Genomic DNA, 17735 nt, shown 5'->3' with positions numbered 1-17735 from the left:
AATCCGGCCTTCGGGCCGGATTCTGCATTCTGAGGGAGCTTTGATGATGGCCTTGTCCCACAGCCATGCCCCGTTCGCGGGCCACCGCCTTCGGGCCTGTTTCACCCGCTTGCTGGCTTGCACCGTGATTCTGGGGGCCATTGCCGTGCCCGGCGCTGCCGGCACCGCCATTGCCCAGGAGCGGCAGGTTCCAAAGAGCGAAGCGGAAATCACACTGTCCTTTGCCCCGGTGGTGAAAAAGGTGGCACCTGCGGTCGTCAACGTCTATGCGACGCGCATGGTGGAGCAGCGGCAGGTCTCGCCCTTTCTGGATGATCCCTTCTTCCGGCGCTTCTTCGGTGTGCCCGACAACGCTCCGGGCGGCCAGCGCAGGCGGGTGCAGTCTTCCCTGGGGTCCGGTGTGATCATTGCTCCGGAAGGCATCATCATTACCAACAATCACGTCATCGAGAATGCCGACGAGGTGCGCGTGGCGCTGAGCGACCGGCGCGAGTTCGATGCCGACATTGTCCTCAAGGACGAGCGGACGGATCTGGCCGTGCTGAAGATCCGCGAAGGCGGCAATTTCCCGACGGTTGAATTTGCTGATTCGGACGGGCTGGAAGTTGGTGACATGGTGCTGGCCATCGGCAATCCCTTCGGTGTCGGCCAGACGGTGACGCAGGGCATCGTCTCGGCTCTGGCCCGCACGCAGGTGGGCGTGACCGACTATCAGTTCTTCATCCAGACGGATGCCGCCATCAACCCGGGCAATTCGGGTGGCGCGCTGGTTGACATGCACGGACGGCTGGTCGGCATCAACACCGCGATTTTCTCCCGTTCCGGCGGCTCCATCGGTATCGGCTTTGCGATCCCCTCCAATATGGTGAGCTTCGTTGCCACATCGGCGCAGACGTCCGGCAAGGTGCAGCGGCCCTGGCTGGGAGCGACGGTTCAGGTGATTGGGGCGGAGATTGCCGAAGCCCTTGGCCTCGACCGGCCGCGCGGCGTGCTGGTCACCAAGGTGTTCCCGGGCTCTCCGGCCGACAAGGCTGGCCTGAAGGTTGGTGACCTTGTGACGGCGGTGGATGGGGCCGAGGTGCTCGACCCTGACTCATTCGGCTACCGTTTTGCCACCCGGCAGCTGGGTGGCGAGGCGAAATTCACCTTCCTGCGCAACGGAACGGAACTGCAAGCCGATGTGCCGCTGACGGCCGCGCCCGAAACCCCGGCGCGCGATGCCCGCCAGATTGAGGCCTATTCGCCTTTTGCGGGCGCGACCGTGCTGAATCTTTCCCCGGCCGTCTCGGAGGAATTGCGCCTCGACACCATGGACGAGGGTGTCGTGATCAGCGAGGTGACGCAGGGCTCGCCTGCCAACCGGGTGGGCTTGCGGCCAGGGGATATCATCGTAGGTGTGAACGAACAGAAGGTCACCACCACGGCAGAGCTTGACCGGATGCTGCGCCGCCCTGCAAGGTTCTGGCTTCTCGATATCAAGCGGGGCGGGGAGACGACACGTCTGGCCCTGCGCGGCTGACCATGCAGTTGATCCGTCATGAGTGACCTCTTTTCCGCTTCCGGGCAGATGTTTGCCTCCCAACCCGCCGGGCTGCGCCCGCTGGCGGACAGGCTGCGCCCGAAGCGGCTTGAGGATGTGGCGGGGCAGGACCATCTGCTCGGGCCGGACGGCACCCTGTCGCGCATGCTGCGCAACCGCAGCCTAGGCTCGCTGATCTTCTGGGGGCCTCCGGGCACCGGCAAGACGACCGTTGCCAGGCTGCTGGCCGCGGAAACGGATCTGGGCTTTGAACAGATCTCGGCGATCTTTTCCGGCGTTGCCGACCTCAAGAAGGTGTTTGAGGCCGCCCGGACCCGGCGCATGGGCGGGCGGGGCACGCTGCTGTTCGTGGACGAGATCCACCGCTTCAACCGCGCCCAGCAGGACAGTTTTCTGCCGGTGATGGAAGACGGCACCATCACCCTCGTGGGGGCGACGACCGAGAACCCGTCCTTCGAGCTCAATGCCGCGCTCCTGTCGCGCTCGCACGTGATGACCTTCCGCTCGCTCGACCGGGAGGCGGTGGAGTGTCTGCTGTCACGGGCCGAGCAGGAGGAGGGTAAGCCGCTGCCGCTTGATGAAGAAGCGCGCGGCGTGCTGGTGCGCATGGCCGATGGCGACGGGCGCTCTGCCCTGACGCTGGCGGAAGATGTCTGGCGTGCAGCCGGGGAGGGGGAAGTCTTCACCGCAGCGCGCCTGCAGGAGATCGTCCAGCGCCGGGCGCCGATCTATGACAAGAGCCAGGACGGCCATTACAATCTGATTTCCGCCCTGCACAAGTCGGTGCGGGGCTCGGACCCCGATGCAGCGCTCTACTGGTTCGCGCGTATGCTGGATGGCGGCGAGGACCCGCTTTATCTCGCCCGCCGCCTGATCCGCATGGCGGTGGAGGATATCGGCCTTGCCGATCCTCAGGCGCTGACGCAGGCCAATGCGGCGCGTGATGCCTATCAGATGCTCGGCTCCCCGGAAGGCGAACTGGCGCTGGCGCAATGCGTCGTCTATCTGGCGACCGCGCCGAAGTCGAATGCGGTCTATACGGCCTACAAGGCGGCCGTGCGGGCGGCCAAGAGCCACGGCTCTCTGCTGCCGCCCAAGCATATCCTCAACGCTCCGACCAGGCTGATGAAGTCCGAAGGCTATGGCGACGGCTACGCTTATGACCACGATCAGCCGGATGCCTTCTCCGGTCAGGACTATTTCCCCGAAAGCATGGGCCGTCAGGTGTTCTATGATCCGGTGGAGCGCGGCTTCGAGCGCGAGTTGCGCAAGCGGCTCGAATACTGGTCGAGGCTCCGCCGTGAGCGCGGCGGCGGGTGAGACGGTAACATCCTCCTAACTTCGCCTTGCCGTCCGCGGGCGGCTGCGCGATGCTGGCGGCCTGTCGGTCCGGGGATTCGCCCATGAAGCAGATCGAGATCCGCCTCGCGCTCGTGTTCTACGGTGGCGTTTCCCTTGCCATCTACATGCATGGTGTCAGCCGCGAACTCCTCAATCTGGTCAAGGCCTCCAGCCTCAATGCCTCGCGCGATCCGCAGGAGGCGGCGGAGGAGACGGCAGCCGGAACGCTCTCGCCGTCCACACTGGCCTATCTCGACCTGCTGTGGGCCTATGAGCCTGACGTGAATGTCCGCGTGGTGGTGGATGCCATCGCCGGGGCATCGGCAGGCGGCGTCAACGGGGTGATGCTCGCCCGTGCCATCGCCCATGATCTGCCGCTGGATGCCCACCGCGACCTCTGGCTTGAGAATGCGGATGTGACGCGGCTTGCCCAGCCGCAGGACGGCATCACCCGCTATCTCAAGAGTGGCATGTCGCCGGTGATCGACCGGCTGATCACCTCGGGTCTCAAGGCGCAGATCGATAGCCCCGAAACACGGGAAAAACTGCGGTTGCTGACCCAGTCGCGCTGGTTCACGCCGCCGTTCTCCGGTTCGCGCTATTGCGGCTGGATGCTGGATGCCTGCCACGCCATGGACGCGAGCTGGCGCGAGGGCGCAACGCTGGTGCCGCGCGGACAGAAGCTGGAGCTGTTCGTCACCCTGACCGACTATTACGGCCGCCGGCAGCGCATCCGCATTGATGAACCGGCCTTCATCGAGGAGCGCGAGCACCGGCGCATTCTGCGCTTTTCCTGCGAGCACCGCATGCCGGGCGTTCTGGACAGCAGCTTCACCCCGCGCCACATTCCCGGCCTCGTTTTTGCTGCCCGTGCGACTTCCTCTTTCCCCGGCGCCTTTCCGCCCGCAACGGTGGGTGAAATGGACAGACTGCTGGCAGAGAGGGGCGAGGCCTGGGAGACACGCGAAAGCTTCCTGTCCGGTACGCTTGGCGGGCCGGTGGATGATGTGGAGCGGCGCTGCTTTGTCGATGGCAGCGTTGTGATGAACAAGCCTTTCGGCCCGGTGATCGAGGCGATAGACGAGCGGCCCGCCACCCGCGAGGTCGCCCGGCGGCTGGTCTATGTGGACCCGGTGCCCTTCAACGGCAAGGGCGTGGGACCGAATGGAAATGGTGACACGGTGCCCGGCTTCTTCCGGGTGATCCTGTCCTCGCTCGCGCATATCCCGCGCAACGAACCCGTGGGCGACGACCTCAAGGCCATCGAGGCGCGTAACCGGCGGGCACGGCGCCTGGCCGAGGTGATTGCCGCCACCGATCCGCTGGTGGAGGCGGAGGTCGGGCGCATACTGCCGGCCGCCTCCAGCCAGCCGCTGACCATCAATGAGCTGACCCGCTGCCGGGTGAAGGCGAATGAGGCCGCCCATGTGCAGGCGGGCTATGCCTATCTCAGCTATCAGACCCTGAAGGTGGAGGCGCTGGCCGAGCGGCTGGCAGGACTGATCTGCGAGCTGGCCGCAAGGGCAGGGGCGGAGCTGGATCTGGACGGTGTGCTCTCCCGCCTCAAGGCTGGTCTGCCGGAGGCCATGGAGGCGGGCAATTTCGGCTCCTCGCAGGCCATGATCAGCCTGCTGAAGGGGCTTGATGTGGATTACCGCATCCGCCGCCTGCGCTTCGTGGTGCGCCGTCTCAACAGCTTCTACCAGTCCCGCAGCCAGGACGTGGCGGTGCAGAAGCCGGATGATCTGGATGCTCTGAAGCGGGAACTCTACGAACAGATCGACATGCTGCTGCGCTGCTGGAACGCGGCGGCCTATCCGCAAGACATTTGCGAACTGGCAGCCGGACTTGCCAAGGATGACGGGCCTGAGGCCATGGAGATGGTCCTTGCCGCGATCCGCGGCCACATGCGGCTGGGGGATCTCGACCGGCTGCAGGATGATATTTTCGCGGTGATGACCTTCACCTACCTCGTGCCGGGCCTGCGGCAGGATCTGACGCGCGCCTATGTGGGCTTTGCCTTCTATGATCTGGTGACGCTGCCCGTCTTCCAGCGCACGGACTTTTCGGAAGTCAACGAAACGCTGATCGACCGGATCAGTCCGCGGGACGCCAGTTCCCTGCTGGATGAGGGCTTCGTGCTGAAGGGATCGGCGCTCAACACCTTCGGTGCCTTCTTCAACCGCTCCTGGCGCGAGCATGACTATCTCTGGGGCCGGCTGACGGCGGCGGACCGGCTGACGCGCATCGTCCGCTCCTCCATCGGCAACCGGTTGCTCGCCCCGGCCGAAGAACAGCGGCTGAAGCGCAATCTGTTTCTGGCCATCGTCGATGAAGAGGCCGCGCATCTGAAAGCAGATCCCGAATTGATTCCAGCGGTGCGGCGCCTGATCGAGGAACGGATCAGTGAGGCCGGCGTTACGGAAGCAGAGGAGCCGCTTCCGCAGGAAGGTTGAAAGAATGAGCAGTTTTTTGATCGTCGCGCTCGGCGGCGGTATTGGTGCAGCGCTCCGGCACGGGGTGAACCTCCTGACCCTGCGCTGGCTCGGGCCGAATTTTCCCTATGGCACGCTGACGGTGAATGTGGCCGGATCGCTCATCATGGGCCTCTTCATCGGCTGGCTGCTGCGTTACAATCCCGGCACGTCAGCCGGGCTGCGGCTTTTCGTGGCGACCGGCATCCTCGGCGGCTTCACCACCTTTTCCGCCTTCTCGCTGGACATGGCGCTGCTGTGGGAGAAGGGGGCCGTGCATATGGCACTGCTCTATCTGGTCCTGTCGGTCGTCCTTTCCATTCTTGCGGTCTTCGCTGGCCTCGCCATCGCGCGCAGTGTTGGAGCCTGAAACCGTGACCTTTCGGACCTTGTGACGCTCTTGATCTGCGAAATCTCTTCCCATGCGGGCCAAGGACGCTTAAGAGGAGCACAACAACAGCTGCGCCCTGCCGGGCCGGTTTGACGCGCCGCGATTGGCCGTCCCGGATACCCGCTCCGAGCCGGGCAAGCGCCAGAACGAGATCCATATGTCCGCTATTGAACTCAAGACCGTGTCCGCCGATGAGGCTGGCATGCGCCTCGACCGTTGGTTCAAGGTCCATTTTCCGGGCCTTGGCTTTGGCCACCTGCAGAAGCTGCTGCGCACCGGTCAGGTGCGCGTCGACGGCAAGCGCGCCGAAAGCGCCACGCGCCTCGCTGCCGGGCAGAGCGTGCGCATCCCGCCGCTCGGCATCGAAATCGAGGCGGACGACCGCAAGAACGCCCGGCCGAAGTCCACCAAGCTCATTGATGACGACCGCAAGGCCATCGAGGACATGTTGCTGTTCGAGGACAGCATGGTGATGGTGCTGAACAAGCCCGCCGGTCTTGCCGTGCAGGGCGGTTCGGGCCTGCGCCGCCATCTCGATGGCATGCTGGATGCCTTCACCGACAGCAAGGGCAACAAGCCGCGCCTCGTGCACCGGCTGGACCGGGAAACCTCCGGCATCATCCTCGTCGCCAAGACCCGCCTTGCCGCGCAGGAGCTGACCAAGTCCTTCCGCCACCGCAATACCCGCAAGATCTACTGGGCGATGCTGGCCGGCGTGCCGAAGCCCAAGCAGGGCCGCATCTCCACCTATCTCGCCCGTGACGAGAGCGAGGAGCGCATGCGCATTGCCCGTCATGGCGAGGACGAGGCCCAGCACGCGGTGTCGCTCTACAATGTGGTGGAACAGTCGGCGCAGAAACTGTCCTGGGTGACCATGAAGCCGGTGACCGGCCGCACCCATCAGCTGCGCGCTCATGCCGCCCACATCCATCACCCGATCATCGGGGACGACAAGTATTTCAACGTGGAGAACTGGGAGCTGCCCGGCGGCATCCAGAACCGCCTGCACCTGCTGGCCCGGCGCATCATCATTCCGCACCCCTCGGGTCACGGGAAGATTGACGTCTCCGCGCCGCTGCCCCCGCACATGCAGCAGACCTGGAACCTGCTCGGCTTTGATGTGGCCGATTATGTTCCGGAGCTGGACGAGGAAGACTGACGACCGGGGCGGCCCATGTATCTTGTGATCTTTGACTGCGACGGCACGCTGATCGACAGCCAGGAGACCATCCTGCACGGGCTTGAGGTTGGCTTTGCCGCCGCCGGCCTGCCGATGCCGGGCCGCAAGGAGGCGCTGTCCATCGTCGGCCTGTCGCTGGAACAGGCCTTCGCCCGTTTGGTGGGGCCCGATCACCGCGGCAAGGTGGCGATGATGTCCGAAGCCTACCGGGCCTCCAAGCGCAGCCGCCGTGAGGCGGGGCTGGATCATGATCCGCTTTATCCGGGTGCAAGGGAGGCCATCCTGCGCCTTGGCGCGCGCGATGACGTGCTGCTGGGCATCGCCACCGGCAAGGCCCGGCGCGGTGTGGACCACATGCTGAAACTGCATGATCTGGAAGGCCGCTTCATCACCATCCAGACCGCCGACACCAGCCCCTCCAAGCCGCATCCGGACATGGTGCTGAGGGCCATGGGCGAGACGGGCGCCGAGCCCCTGCGCACGGTGATGATCGGCGACACCAGCTTTGACATGGAAATGGCCCGGGCCGCCGGTGCGCTCGCCGTCGGCGTGTCCTGGGGCTATCACACGGCGGACCTGCTGCATGGGGCAGGGGCCCATGCGGTGATCGGCCAATTTGACGAAATCGACGGCGCGATTGCCCGCTGCCTCGGCTGGACACTGGAGACACTCTGATGCGCGATATCTTTGAAGAGATCCACGCGGACCTTGCCAAATATGATCCGGTCGAGCGGGCCAAGGAACTCTCGCGCCGGGAACTGCCCAAGCGCTTCTATGATGTTGCTTCATCCGCGCCCGCTGAGGGGGGGCACGCAGTGCTGCTGGATGGCCGCGCGGTGAAGACACCGGGCCGCAAACCGCTGCTTCTGCCCGATGCCCGCATTGCTGCCGCAGTTGCTGCCGAATGGCAGGCGCAGGAAAAGGTGATCAACCCCGGCATCATGCCGCTGACCCGTATCGCCAATGCGGCGATCGATGCGGTCGGGGCCCGCTTTGCGGAGGTCGCGGACGAGATCTCCCGTTATGCCGGCAATGATGCCCTGTGCTACCGCGCCAGCGAGCCGGAGCGCTTGACCGAACGCCAGCGCCAGAGCTGGGACCCGCTGCTGGCTGCCGCAGAAGCCGAACTCGGCGGCCGTTTCCGCCTGTCCTGCGGCATCATGCATGTGCCGCAGGACGAGGCGCTGGTGGCCGCTTTCCGCAAGGCGCTGGATGGTTTTACGGCGCTGGAACTCGCCGCTCTGCACACGGTGACCAGCGTCACCGGTTCGGCCGTCATCGCCCTGCTTCTCGCCCGCCGCAACCATGGCGCCGAAGACCTCTGGGCCGCAGCCCATGTGGACGAGGACTGGAACGCCGAACTCTGGGGCGAGGACACCGAGGCCCGCCGCATCCGCACCTACAAGAAGACCGAGTTCGACGCCGCCGCGCTGATCCTAGGTCGTGGATAATACCAATGTTTGATGAGCTTGACTCATCAAGCATTGGTTAAGCCCGTACGGCGCTTGTGCATTTTCAAGGCGTGATGCGTCAGCATCGAAAGCCTTGGTATAAGGCAAAAGCGGTTTGAATTCAGTAGGTTGAGGGCATGACCGGAATCAAACTCGCAGCACGTTGAGCCAGGTTTCAAACGCGTTGAATCTGTTTCTCAACCGCTTGAATCTGTGTGTGAGCACTGCCTCTCGCCACACTCCGCGCCGCCCCGGCCTTGTGCCGGGGCCTGTGATGGGCGCACTTCCGGTCAAGTTCTTCTACTTTCAATCTGACGCCACTCGTCCCTGACAGGTCCCGGCACAAGGCCGGGACGGTGGAGGAAGAAAGGCCGAATGCCCAAGGCACAGCCGTAGCAATCCAGCGTCCGGCGCCTCAGATCTCGAACTCCGGAATTTCCGTGAACGCCTTGCGCAGGGCGTTGGACCATTCCGAGGAAAGCGTCTGGAAATAGGGGTCTTCGCGGTCGATGCGCTTCTGGCGGTGGGCGGTGAAGCTGTCGGTGTTGTAGAGCATCAGGTCGATGGGCATGCCGACCGACAGGTTCGAGCGCAGGGTGGAATCGAAGGACAGCAGTACCATCTTGGCCGCTTCACCAAGGCGCATGTCGCGGCGGGTCACACGGTCGAGGATCGGCTTGCCATATTTGTGCTCGCCGATCTGGAAGAACATGGTGTCGTCGGTGGCCTCGATGAAGTTGCCAGCCGAATAGATCTGGAACAGGCGTGGCGCCTCGCCCTTGATCTGGCCGCCGAAGACGAAGGTGACGAAGAAACTCTCCGCGCTTGCCGCCAGTGCATCGCCATCCAGCGCCCGCACATCCCGCACAGCCTGCCCGACAAGCCGGGCCGCCTGGAACATGGTGTCCACGCTCATCAGATTGGTCTTGTTGAGGGTGGGCGAGGCGATCTGTTCGGACAGGATCGACACCACCGACTGGGTGATGGCGAGATTGCCGGCGGTCAGCAGGGTGAAGACACGCTCGCCCGGCTCTTCCCAGACATGCAGCTTCTTGAAGGTGGCGATATTATCGACACCCGCATTGGTGCGGGTGTCGGCAGCAAAGACGAGACCACGGTCAAGTTTGAGGCCAACGCAGTAAGTCACGGCAAGGGGGTCCGCTTCATCATCCGGCCGCTTCGGCCTGTTATTGTTGCTGGCTTCCGGCGCGGGTGACATCAACCTCGACATTGAGGTTTTCTTCCATGCCGCCGAACCGGATGCCGCGTATCGGAGCAGCGGAACGCGAGTCCAGCCCGGCCGTCAAGCGGATATAGCGCTCGGTCGGGCAAATCGCATTGGAAACGTCAAAGCCGACCCAGCCCAGCCCCTCGACATAGGCCTCGGCCCATGCGTGATGAGCTTCGGACTCCTGATCCTCGTCCAGAAGCAGATAGCCCGAGACATAGCGGGCGGGAACCCCGGCCGCGCGGGCGGCGGCGATGAAGATGTGTGCATGGTCCTGGCACACGCCTTCCCCGGCGGCGAGCACCTGAATGGCCGTGGCATGGGTTTCGGTGACGCCCACTTTGTAGGCCACCTTGTCGCGGATCGCGTGCATCAGCGCATGGCAGCCGCCGATCTGGTCTTCTGGCGTCAGCAGGCCGGAGAGCTTGCGGATCGCGTTGTTGGCCTCTGTCAGCGGCGTGACGCGGGTGTAGATCCGCACCGGCGTCTCCACGGGCTCCTCGCCCAGAACGCCGTTGAGGTCGGTGGTTTCCACCGTGCCGGAGGCGGTGATGGTGACGGCCTCCAGCGCTTCGCGGCTGGAGACCATATGCACCAGATTGCCGAAGGCATCCCGGTAGGTGGTGGCCCGGTCCATGCCTGGCGCTTCGATACGCCAGTCAAGGATCGTCTGGCCTGCGCAGGATGGCGGGGTCAGCCGCAACTGCTGCATCGCATTGGCAAGCGGGGTGTCATAACGGTAATGCGTCGTGTGGCGGACTGTCAGGCGCATCGGATGCTGTCTCCTGGCTTCGGCCTTCTTCTTCGGTCAGGCGAAATTGTAATCACGGGCGACCCGATCGGCGAAAGCGTTGTTCCGGAGGGTGAAGTCCACCAGGAACTCATGCAGGCCCTTGCTGTAGATATCCCGCATGTGCCCGGTTCTGAGCTGTTCCTGCATCGTGCCTGCGAGAAGGGCGCTCGGCATCTGCTCGCCGTAATAGGCGGTCAGATCATTCATCGTGCTGTTAAGCCAGTCGTAGCTGTGCGCCAGCGAGCGCGGCATTTCCCGGCGCAGGATCAGGAACTCGGCGATATTCGCCGCCTTCAGCTCCGCATTGGGGAAAGCGAAGCGGTAGCTTCTGAGGCCGGACATGACGCGCAGGATCGAGGACCACTGGTGATGGTGCCCCTTGCCGGCCATGTCGGTCACCGGCAGCAGGATCCAGTATTTGGCATCCAGCACCCGGGCCGTATGGTCCGCCCGCTCGACGAAATGGCCAAGCTGCGAGAAGGAATAACCGTCGTCGCGCAGGAGCGTGCCCAGCAGAGCCCCGCGGAACAGCATGGCGCGCTGGCCAATCCAGGCGAGGAACTCCGGCAGCTTGTCCTGCGTCAGCGTCTGCGGCTTCACGTCGCTGAATTCGATCCAGGTGGTGTTGATCGCCTCCCAGAGTTCGGACGTGATGCCGGTGCGCACGGCGCGGGCATTGTTGCGGGCCATCTCCAGGCTGTTGCGCACGGAGGAGGGGTTCTCCTTGTCGAACAGCATGAAATTGGTCACCGCGCGCGAGGTCACCTCGCCGGATTTCTCCATGAAGGCCGCTTCGCAGCCCGAGCCTGCCAGCGCCGAGCGCCAGTCTTCGGCCTCGTTCATGCCCTGTTGCGGGATCATGGCGGTGCGCCATGCCGCTTCCAGCAGGCGTGCGGTGTTGTGGGAGCGCTCCTTGTAGCGCGACATCCAGAAAAGGGAGGCGGCTGTGCGGCCGAGCATGATGATCAGTCCTCCAGAACCCAGGTATCCTTGGTGCCGCCGCCCTGGCTCGAATTCACGACCAGGGAGCCCTTCTTCAGCGCCACGCGGGTCAGCCCGCCGGGGGTGATCCGCACCTGATCACCGATCAGGACATAGGGGCGCAGGTCAACGTGGCGGGGTGCAACCCCGGAGGCCACATGGGTGGGGCAGGCAGACAGCGACAGGGTCGGCTGGGCGATATAGTTCTTCGGATTGGCCTTCAGGATCTCCCGGAAGGCGGCAATTTCGCGCTTGGACGCGGTGGGGCCGATCAGCATGCCGTAGCCGCCCGAGCCATGCACTTCCTTGACGACGATATCGGTGAGGTTGTCGAGCACATAGGCAAAGTCGTCCGGCCGCGAGCAGTTCCAGGTCGGCACGTTGTTCAGGATCGGCTTCTGGCCGGTGTAGAACTCGATGATGTCCGGCACATAGGCATAGATGGCCTTGTCATCGGCAATGCCGGTGCCCGGCGCGTTGCAGATGGTGACCGTGCCCGCCCGGTAGGCATCGAAGAGCCCCGGCACACCCAGCATGGAATCCGGGCGGAAGGTGAGGGGATCAAGGAAGGCATCGTCAATGCGCCGGTAGATCACGTCCACCTGCTTGGGCTGGCGCGTGGTGCGCATCCAGACCTTGCCATTGTCGACGAAAAGATCGCGCCCTTCCACCAGCTCGACGCCCATCTGGTCGGCGAGGAAAGCGTGCTCGAAATAGGCCGAGTTGTAGATGCCCGGCGTCAGGATACAGATCGTTGGTTCATTGCGCGCCGTGTCGGGCGCAACGCTTTCCAGCGTCTGGCGCAGAAGATCCGGATATTGCTCGATTGCCGCCACCCGGTGCATCTGGAACAGATCCGGGAACATGCGCATCATGGTTTCCCGGTTCTCCAGCATGTAGGAGACGCCGGAGGGCGTGCGCGTGTTGTCTTCCAGGACGTAGAAGTCATTCTCGCCAACGCGCACCAGATCGGTGCCGATGATGTGCGAATAGACGCGCCGGGCCGGAGTGAAGCCCACCATTTCCGGCAGGAAGGCATCATTCTGCAGGATCAGTTCGGCCGGCAGCCGCCCGGCGCGGATGATTTCCTGCCGGTGGTAGATGTCATGCAGAAAGGCGTTGAGGGCTCGCACGCGCTGCTCGATGCCGGCCGACAGGCGGCGCCACTCGGCGGCGGAGATGATGCGCGGGATGGGGTCGAAGGGGATGAGGCGTTCCGTTGCCTCCTGAGCGCCATAGACGGCAAAGGTGATGCCAAGGCGTCTGAAGATTGTTTCTGCTTCCCGGCTTTTGCGCGTCAGGAAGTTTTTCGGCTGGCTGTCGAGCCATTCGGCCAGTCTTGCGTAGGCCGGCCTTGGCCGCCCGTCTGCCCCCAGCATCTCATTGAAGACCTCCCGCTCTGGCGCCATTCCGTACCCCGCCGTTATTGCTGTTCATTTAGGCAAGCATGGCAAATCCGCGCAGGCTGCAAAAGAACAATCTTCACGCTCATGTGCCTAGAAGTTGTGCAATGTTCCCGGTGTTGACGGCAAAGGTCCTTCTTTGTGCTGACTTCTCGTCTTTGGCTCTGACGTGGTAGACCCTGCGGCAGATGTTTTTTTCTGAAGAGGCGGATGATGAAGGATATCCTGGCCGAACTGGAGCACCGGCGCGAGACAGCGCGGCTGGGAGGCGGGCAGCGCCGCATCGACGCCCAGCACGGGCGCGGCAAGCTGACGGCGCGCGAGCGGATCGACATCCTGCTGGACGAAGGGTCCTTCGAGGAGTTCGACATGTTCAAGCAGCACCGCTGCACGGACTTCGGCATGGACGAGGCGCATATCCCGGGCGATGGCGTCGTCACCGGTTGGGGCACCGTAAATGGCCGTGTCGTCTATGTTTTTTCCAAGGACTTCACGGTCTTCGGCGGCTCCCTGTCCGAGACGCATGCCCAAAAAATCATCAAGATTCAGGACATGGCCCTGAAGAACCGCGCGCCCATCATCGGCCTGTTCGATGCCGGCGGCGCGCGCATTCAGGAAGGCGTGGCAGCGCTGGCCGGTTACGGCGAGGTGTTCCAGCGCAATGTCACCGCCTCCGGCGTCATTCCGCAGATCTCGCTGATCATGGGCCCTTGTGCGGGCGGTGACGTTTACTCCCCGGCCATGACCGACTTCATCTTCATGGTGCGCGATACGTCCTACATGTTCGTCACCGGCCCGGATGTGGTGAAGACCGTGACCAACGAGACGGTGACCTCAGAGGAACTGGGCGGTGCCAGCATCCACACCACCAAGTCCTCCATCGCGGACGGCGCCTTCGAGAATGATGTGGAGGCGCTTCTGGAAATGCGCCGTCTCATCGACTTCCTGCCTATGAACAATCTGGCCGATGTGCCGGAGGTGGATTGCCACGACGATCCCTCCCGCATCGACATGAGCCTCGACACGCTGGTGCCGGACAATCCGAACAAGCCCTACGACATGAAGGAGCTTGTGATGAAGACGCTGGACGAGGGGGATTTCTTCGAGATCCAGGCGGGCTTTGCGAAGAACATCATTACCGGCTTCGGCCGCCTCGAAGGGCGTACTGTCGGCATCATCGCCAACCAGCCGATGGTGCTGGCGGGGGTGCTGGACAGTGACGCCAGCCGCAAGGCCGCCCGTTTCGTGCGCTTCTGCGACTGCTTCAACATTCCGGTCGTCACCTTCGTCGATGTGCCGGGCTTCCTGCCGGGCACGGCGCAGGAATATGGCGGGCTGATCAAGCACGGCGCCAAGCTTCTGTTTGCCTATGCCGAGGCAACGGTACCGAAAGTCACGGTGATCACCCGCAAGGCTTATGGCGGCGCCTATGACGTGATGAGCTCCAAGCACATTGGGGGCGACATCAACTATGCCTGGCCGAGCGCCGAAATCGCGGTGATGGGCGCCAAGGGCGCGGTCGAAATCCTCTACCGCTCGGAATTGTCCGACAAGGACAAGATCGCCAAGCGCACCAAGGACTACGAGGATCGCTTCGCCAATCCCTTCGTCGCGGCCGAGCGCGGCTATATCGATGAAGTGATCATGCCGCATTCCACCCGCAAGCGCGTCTCCCGCGCCCTTGCCCTGCTGCGATCCAAGCAGGAAGAGCTGCCTTGGAAGAAGCACGACAACATTCCGCTCTGATAAACAGGCGCGGGCTCCGATGGGGCTCGCCCTCTGGCTGCAGGCACTGGGTCACCCCGGCCAAGCGCAGCGCGAGCCCGGGGCGATGCAGAGTGGGGATAGGGGCTGTGCCCCTCAACCCCGCCGGTAGATCAGAAGCTGGTTGTTTGCAGGCATGGCATGGTCGGCGAGCAGTGTCAGACCGATGGCACGGGCGAGGGCGTCAACCTGCTCAAAGTCGCGAAGGCCGCTTTTCGGATCTTTCTTGCGCAGGCTCTGGTCGAAGGCCTCGTTGCTGGGTGTGGTAAAGGCGCCGCCATATTTGAAGGCGCCATAGATCGCCAGAGTGCCGCCATCGGCAAGCGTTTCCCCAACTCCTTCAAAGAACGCTTCCACGCCTTCCCAGCTGATGATGTGCAGGCTGTTCGACGTATAAATGGCGTCAAAAGCGTCGTCCGCCTCCCGGTCCGGAGTCGGCCAGGGCAGGTCGAGCACGTCGAGCTCCAACGGTTCCCCGATGTTGTCGAGGTCGGTTTCAACGATCCGCTGTTCAAGGCCCGCCAGATGCTCGGGCAGATCGCTGGGCTGCCAGACGAGATGCGGCAGGTGCTTGGCGAAATGCACCGCATGCTGGCCCGTGCCGCTGGCAATTTCCAGCACACGGCTCGACCCGGCAAAGGCGTCTTTCAGGATTTCGAGGATGGGGGTCTTGTTATTCTCGGCAGCTGCGGAAAACGGGATCATCTCACGGTCCGGCCAGTGTTCTCATGGATCATGACATCAGGATAATGCCAGAGCCATGATGAGAACCAGCAAAGCCTCGATTGCGCAAGCCCCTGCCAGCACCTTGAGTGCGCGGCGTATATCTGCCTCGCCTGCGTCCTTGCTCCCGTCCGGGTTCATGAAAGGGTCTTCCACCCGGTAGGTGGCATAGACGCGCGGGCCCGCCAGTGCGACGCCAAGGGCCCCGGCCATCGCCGCCTCCGGCCAGCCGGCATTCGGGGAGCGGTGCAGCCCGGCATCCCGGCGCACCGTGGCAAGGGACCGCAAGGGTGAGCCGCCGGCCAGAGGTGCGGCGAACGCAATGAACAGGGCCGAAAGCCGGGACGCAGGCAGGTTGATCAGGTCATCAAAACGGGCGGACGCCCAGCCGAAATCCTGATGCCGGGCGGTCTTGTGACCGATCATGGAATCGGCGGTGTTGACGGCCTTGTAGGCGATAAGCCCCGGCAGGCCCAGTATGGCGAACCAGAAGACGGGAGCCACAACGCCGTCGGAGAAGTTTTCGGCGCAGGATTCAATGGCGGCGCGCGAAACACCGCTCTCGTCCAGCTGCTCCGGATCACGCCCGACGATCATCGACACGGCCCGGCGCCCGCCCGCCAGCCCCCCGTTACGCAAGCCATCGGCGACGGCCTTCACATGCACGTAGAGGCTGTTCTGGGCGAGGAACACGGCGGCGATGACAATGATCCCAGCCTCGCCATAGGGCAGGGCGGAAAGGCCTGCCTGTAGCAGAAAACCGGTGCCCGTCCCCCCGGCCACCAGCAGGACAAGCGTCAGGAGGCCTGCCAAACGGCGCAAGGCAGCAGGCCAGCTTTCGCGGTTGAGGTTGCTGTCCAGCAGGTTGATGAGTTTGCCGATCCACACGACCGGATGCGGCAGGCGCCGCCACAGCCAGTCCGGATCGCCAATGACGGCATCAAGGGCTATGGCCCCCAGCAGCAGCCAGAGCGCCAGCGGGTCACTCAGCACGATGTTGCCTCTTTGCGTGATGCCATGGTTTCGGTGAGCGCCAGCCGCAGACGGGCAAGGCCTTCCGGCGAGCCGGGCAGACCAAAGCGCAGCCAACTGGGAGCGTAGTCGAAGGCACGTACCCAGATGTGATGACGCGCCAGCGCTTGATGCAGGCGGGCAGCACCCGGATGCTCTGTCAGTACGTAAAGCGAAGTGCCGCCATGGATCGCAAGGCCTGCGGCCCGCAGCACGCCTTCAAGTGCGGCCATTTCCTGCCCCAGCGTCTTGCGCATGGCGGCCTGCCAGTCCAGATCCCGCAGGGCCTGCGTACCGACTTCCAGCGCCGGGCCGCTGACGGACCAGCTTTCGAGGCGCCGGGCAAGGGCATCCGTCACATTCTGCGGTCCCGCCAGAAAGCCGAGGCGCAATCCCGCAAGACCGAAGAACTTACCGAAGGAGCGCAACACCAGAACCGGCTCATCCGCCAGATGCGGCAGCAGGCTGCGGGACGGATCCACGTCGGCAAAGGCCTCATCCACTACCAGAAAGCCGCCGCGCCGCTGCATGTCTCTGGCAAGGTTCAGAAGCGCCTCCGGTTCATGCCAGCGGCCATCGGGATTGTTGGGGCTGACGATGAGGGCAATCCGGCTGCCTGCTCCGGCATGGAAGATATCAGTCACTTCCTGCACATTGCGCCCCGCCGCCCGCCAGGCATCGCAGTGGCTGGAATAGGTGGGGCCTGCGATCGTGACGCCGCCTTCCGGCAGAAGGGCCGGCAGATGCGGCAGGATCACCTGCGTGCCCGGCGCCGCGGCAAGGCCGAGATGCGCGGGCACCTGATAGGCCGCACGGGCTGCTTTCAGAAGGCTTTCCTGCGCGGCATGCGCGGGCAGACGGGTCCATGCGGAGGCGGGCAGGCTGGCAGGCACCGGATAGGCATGCGGATTGATGCCGGTGGAAAGGTCCAGCCAGTCTTCCTCCGCCCCGCCATAGGTTGCCATGGCCTGAAACAGATCGCCGCCGTGTTTCATCATGCTCTCTTGATTGGATTGTGGCCCTGACGGTGGAGCCTTCGTGAGCTGGAGATAACCCGATCGGAGCGCCCGGCAAAAGTTTTTTTGCCCTGACGGCCGCCCACGGCCCTTGTCTGAGTGGCTCCTGTCACGGCTCCGGAACTTTTACCGGCGCCCGATGGGTCAAGCTCATCGAGCGCCGGTCAAGCCCGTGCGGCGCATGAGCAATTTCAAGGCATGATGCGGCAGCATCCAAAGCCTTGGTATTAAGTCTGAATTTATACAAATTGACATCACCAAGTTGATGTTTTGCGGTTCATTTAAGTTTATGAGTGTAGGTTATCGACCATGCTGAAGCATGGCGCGGATTTCCTCAGGGGAAGTATTATGAATTCCAAATGGAATCCTGTGATTTCTGGGCGTGGTAATTTTGACAGTACTGACCACGCAGAGATATCCGGTTTGCTGGAAACTCAGC

15 protein-coding genes are annotated in these 17735 nt (G+C 63.6%); 8 read left to right on the top strand and 7 right to left on the bottom strand.

The window, feature by feature from the left end:
* The first annotated feature begins 43 nt into the window (after positions 1–43).
* The 7 genes from ASC48_RS16705 (at position 44) to ASC48_RS16675 (ending at position 8377) form a co-directional block, all read left to right on the top strand.
* Positions 44–1519, top strand: coding sequence for a DegQ family serine endoprotease (locus tag ASC48_RS16705; protein ID WP_244270092.1), 1476 nt, complete (start codon positions 44–46; stop codon positions 1517–1519).
* An 18-nt stretch (positions 1520–1537) separates the two neighbouring features.
* The gene (locus tag ASC48_RS16700) at positions 1538–2860 is read left to right on the top strand and encodes a replication-associated recombination protein A (protein WP_055456848.1); all 1323 of its coding nucleotides are present in this window, start codon (positions 1538–1540) and stop codon (positions 2858–2860) included.
* A gap of 83 nt (positions 2861–2943) precedes the next feature.
* Positions 2944–5337 (top strand): patatin-like protein, encoded by a 2394-nt coding sequence (locus ASC48_RS16695; protein ID WP_055456847.1) that lies wholly within the window; start codon positions 2944–2946, stop codon positions 5335–5337.
* Between the two features lie 4 nt (positions 5338–5341).
* Positions 5342–5725, top strand: a complete 384-nt coding sequence (gene crcB, locus ASC48_RS16690) for a fluoride efflux transporter CrcB (protein ID WP_055456846.1) — start codon at positions 5342–5344, stop codon at positions 5723–5725.
* A 178-nt stretch (positions 5726–5903) separates the two neighbouring features.
* Positions 5904–6905: an RluA family pseudouridine synthase gene (locus ASC48_RS16685; RefSeq protein ID WP_055456868.1), complete on the top strand. Its 1002-nt coding sequence runs from the start codon at positions 5904–5906 to the stop codon at positions 6903–6905.
* Positions 6906–6920: 15 nt separating this feature from the next.
* Positions 6921–7601 (top strand): HAD-IA family hydrolase, encoded by a 681-nt coding sequence (locus tag ASC48_RS16680; RefSeq protein ID WP_055456845.1) that lies wholly within the window; start codon positions 6921–6923, stop codon positions 7599–7601.
* On the top strand, positions 7601–8377 hold the full coding sequence (locus tag ASC48_RS16675) for an ATP12 family chaperone protein (protein ID WP_055456844.1): 777 nt from the start codon (positions 7601–7603) through the stop codon (positions 8375–8377). The genes ASC48_RS16680 and ASC48_RS16675 overlap by 1 nt, the downstream gene beginning before the upstream one ends.
* A gap of 415 nt (positions 8378–8792) precedes the next feature.
* Here the strand turns inward: ASC48_RS16675 and ASC48_RS16670 are convergent, their stop codons facing one another.
* Genes ASC48_RS16670 through ASC48_RS16655 form a run of 4 tightly spaced genes read right to left on the bottom strand, consistent with a single transcriptional unit; the run spans position 8793 to position 12788 of the window.
* On the bottom strand, positions 8793–9524 hold the full coding sequence (locus ASC48_RS16670) for a proteasome-type protease (RefSeq protein WP_055456867.1): 732 nt from the start codon (positions 9522–9524) through the stop codon (positions 8793–8795).
* Positions 9525–9564: 40 nt separating this feature from the next.
* Complete coding sequence (locus ASC48_RS16665; RefSeq protein ID WP_055456843.1) at positions 9565–10377, bottom strand: transglutaminase family protein; 813 nt, start codon at positions 10375–10377, stop codon at positions 9565–9567.
* Between the two features lie 36 nt (positions 10378–10413).
* Positions 10414–11358, bottom strand: coding sequence for an alpha-E domain-containing protein (locus ASC48_RS16660; protein WP_055456842.1), 945 nt, complete (start codon positions 11356–11358; stop codon positions 10414–10416).
* A gap of 5 nt (positions 11359–11363) precedes the next feature.
* Complete coding sequence (locus ASC48_RS16655) at positions 11364–12788, bottom strand: circularly permuted type 2 ATP-grasp protein (RefSeq protein WP_055456841.1); 1425 nt, start codon at positions 12786–12788, stop codon at positions 11364–11366.
* 207 nt (positions 12789–12995) lie between these two features.
* On the opposite strand from ASC48_RS16655, the gene ASC48_RS16650 reads away from it, so the two are divergent.
* Positions 12996–14528, top strand: coding sequence for an acyl-CoA carboxylase subunit beta (locus ASC48_RS16650; protein ID WP_055456866.1), 1533 nt, complete (start codon positions 12996–12998; stop codon positions 14526–14528).
* A 114-nt stretch (positions 14529–14642) separates the two neighbouring features.
* Here ASC48_RS16650 and ASC48_RS16645 read toward each other — a convergent pair whose 3' ends face one another.
* From ASC48_RS16645 to cobD, 3 genes are read right to left on the bottom strand one after another with little or no spacing between them, the layout of a single operon-like run.
* Complete coding sequence (locus ASC48_RS16645) at positions 14643–15251, bottom strand: DUF938 domain-containing protein (RefSeq protein ID WP_055456840.1); 609 nt, start codon at positions 15249–15251, stop codon at positions 14643–14645.
* A 36-nt stretch (positions 15252–15287) separates the two neighbouring features.
* On the bottom strand, positions 15288–16262 hold the full coding sequence (gene cbiB, locus ASC48_RS16640) for an adenosylcobinamide-phosphate synthase CbiB (RefSeq protein ID WP_055456839.1): 975 nt from the start codon (positions 16260–16262) through the stop codon (positions 15288–15290).
* The gene (cobD, locus tag ASC48_RS16635) at positions 16256–17275 is read right to left on the bottom strand and encodes a threonine-phosphate decarboxylase CobD (protein WP_055456865.1); all 1020 of its coding nucleotides are present in this window, start codon (positions 17273–17275) and stop codon (positions 16256–16258) included. The genes cbiB and cobD overlap by 7 nt, the downstream gene beginning before the upstream one ends.
* Between the last annotated feature and the right edge of the window lie 460 nt (positions 17276–17735).

The sequence above is a fragment of the Pannonibacter indicus genome, from assembly GCF_001418225.1.
GTDB classification, from domain to species: Bacteria; Pseudomonadota; Alphaproteobacteria; order Rhizobiales; family Stappiaceae; genus Pannonibacter; species Pannonibacter indicus.
Note: the sequence above shows the minus strand (reverse complement) of the source record. Positions and strands in the feature narration are given on the sequence as shown.

What these genes read in the sequence shown, in the direction of transcription:
- ASC48_RS16705 (WP_244270092.1), top strand. Translation starts at nt 44, where the DNA reads ATGATGGCCTTGTCCCACAGCCATGCCCCGTTCGCGGGCCACCGCCTT.
- ASC48_RS16700 (WP_055456848.1), top strand. Translation starts at nt 1,538, where the DNA reads ATGAGTGACCTCTTTTCCGCTTCCGGGCAGATGTTTGCCTCCCAACCC.
- ASC48_RS16695 (WP_055456847.1), top strand. Translation starts at nt 2,944, where the DNA reads ATGAAGCAGATCGAGATCCGCCTCGCGCTCGTGTTCTACGGTGGCGTT.
- crcB (WP_055456846.1), top strand. Translation starts at nt 5,342, where the DNA reads ATGAGCAGTTTTTTGATCGTCGCGCTCGGCGGCGGTATTGGTGCAGCG.
- ASC48_RS16685 (WP_055456868.1), top strand. Translation starts at nt 5,904, where the DNA reads ATGTCCGCTATTGAACTCAAGACCGTGTCCGCCGATGAGGCTGGCATG.
- ASC48_RS16680 (WP_055456845.1), top strand. Translation starts at nt 6,921, where the DNA reads ATGTATCTTGTGATCTTTGACTGCGACGGCACGCTGATCGACAGCCAG.
- ASC48_RS16675 (WP_055456844.1), top strand. Translation starts at nt 7,601, where the DNA reads ATGCGCGATATCTTTGAAGAGATCCACGCGGACCTTGCCAAATATGAT.
- ASC48_RS16665 (WP_055456843.1), bottom strand. Translation starts at nt 10,377, where the DNA reads ATGCGCCTGACAGTCCGCCACACGACGCATTACCGTTATGACACCCCG.
- ASC48_RS16660 (WP_055456842.1), bottom strand. Translation starts at nt 11,358, where the DNA reads ATGCTCGGCCGCACAGCCGCCTCCCTTTTCTGGATGTCGCGCTACAAG.
- ASC48_RS16655 (WP_055456841.1), bottom strand. Translation starts at nt 12,788, where the DNA reads ATGGCGCCAGAGCGGGAGGTCTTCAATGAGATGCTGGGGGCAGACGGG.
- ASC48_RS16650 (WP_055456866.1), top strand. Translation starts at nt 12,996, where the DNA reads ATGAAGGATATCCTGGCCGAACTGGAGCACCGGCGCGAGACAGCGCGG.
- ASC48_RS16645 (WP_055456840.1), bottom strand. Translation starts at nt 15,251, where the DNA reads ATGATCCCGTTTTCCGCAGCTGCCGAGAATAACAAGACCCCCATCCTC.
- cobD (WP_055456865.1), bottom strand. Translation starts at nt 17,275, where the DNA reads ATGAAACACGGCGGCGATCTGTTTCAGGCCATGGCAACCTATGGCGGG.